Here is a 1,158-nt window from a genome sequence, read left to right as displayed (position 1 = left end):
GCGCGCTTGCGCAGCTCAGGGGGATAGGAGGAGGGACGTGCCATGACTCTGATCCTTACACGGAATCGAGTCTCCATTCGAACCGGGGCGGTTCACGAGGCGGGCGGCGATATAGACGGCGAGGGCCCCCCAGGAACAAGAACCACTCCTCGGGGCTTTCGGGTGTCGGGTCGAGAGTTCCTGGCAGCGCCAGCCCGTTCGAATTCTGGCCTCGGCTGTGATCAGCCATTCCCATGACAGCCGGGCAACCCGACGCTGTTCGGAAAACAGCAGCCACTTGGTCACTCCTCGACAGCGGGCCAGTCAGCGCCCGCAGCACACGACCAGGTCACCACCAACCGAACGTGGCTTCGCTACCGCTGCCACCAGCGCGCCCACTCGCAGCAGGGGGCGTCACGCTGCCAGGGCGCTGACGATCTTCGTGACGAGGCGTTCGAGGTAGTCGTCCTCGGTGGGGAAGTTGGTCACGACGAGCCGCCAGTAAAGAGGGCTGACCATGAAGTCCAGGCCCAGTTCGACGTCGGTGTCGGCCGGCAGTTCACCGCGCTCGATCGCCCGCCGGATGATTCGCCCCGCGTTCTCCCGCCGCGGGTTGCCGATCGTGGCGAGCAGAGCTGCCGCGAACCCTTCGTTGCGCGTTGCCTCAGCGAGCAGGTCGGGCATAATCCTGGCGGTCATCGGGTGGCGCAGCGCCGCCGTGAACTCGTGCAGGAGCTGTGTCACATCCCCCCGCAGGCTGCCGGTGTCGCCGGTGCTGGTGGCCGCGACCGCCGCCCCGGAGACGAGCGCGACCGTCATCGCCTGCTTGGAGGGCCAGCGCCGGTAAACGGCGGCCTTGCCCGTCCCGGCCCGCTTCGCGACGGCTTCGATGGACAGCTTGCCGTAGCCCACTGCCGCGAGCTCCTCGAAGAACGAATCCGTGATGGCCTCGGTCACGTCGTCCTGCAGGACTGGCCCGCCCGAGACGCGGCGCGTGGTGGAGGAGTTCATGTCCATCACACTACCACGAGACGGAACGGTTGCGTCTCGTCAAGCGACGCGCTATGGTTTCAATAGAGACGGAACGGGTCCGTCTCGTTTGGAGACAAGGAAACGCTCATGAGATTCCTCTTCGACGACGAGTCCTTCTCGTTCGAGGCGCTGCGCGCCGCGGGCTAC

Annotated in this window: 1 protein-coding gene; it reads right to left on the bottom strand. The window is 66.1% G+C overall.

What is annotated here, in order from left to right:
• Positions 1-393 precede the first annotated feature (393 nt).
• Complete coding sequence (locus tag ACFWN1_RS33395; protein WP_384370561.1) at positions 394-990, bottom strand: TetR/AcrR family transcriptional regulator; 597 nt, start codon at positions 988-990, stop codon at positions 394-396.
• Between the last annotated feature and the right edge of the window lie 168 nt (positions 991-1,158).

The sequence above is a fragment of the Streptomyces sp. NPDC058459 genome (assembly GCF_042721685.1).
Taxonomy (GTDB): Bacteria; Actinomycetota; Actinomycetes; order Streptomycetales; family Streptomycetaceae; genus Streptomyces.
Note: the sequence above shows the minus strand (reverse complement) of the source record. Positions and strands in the feature narration are given on the sequence as shown.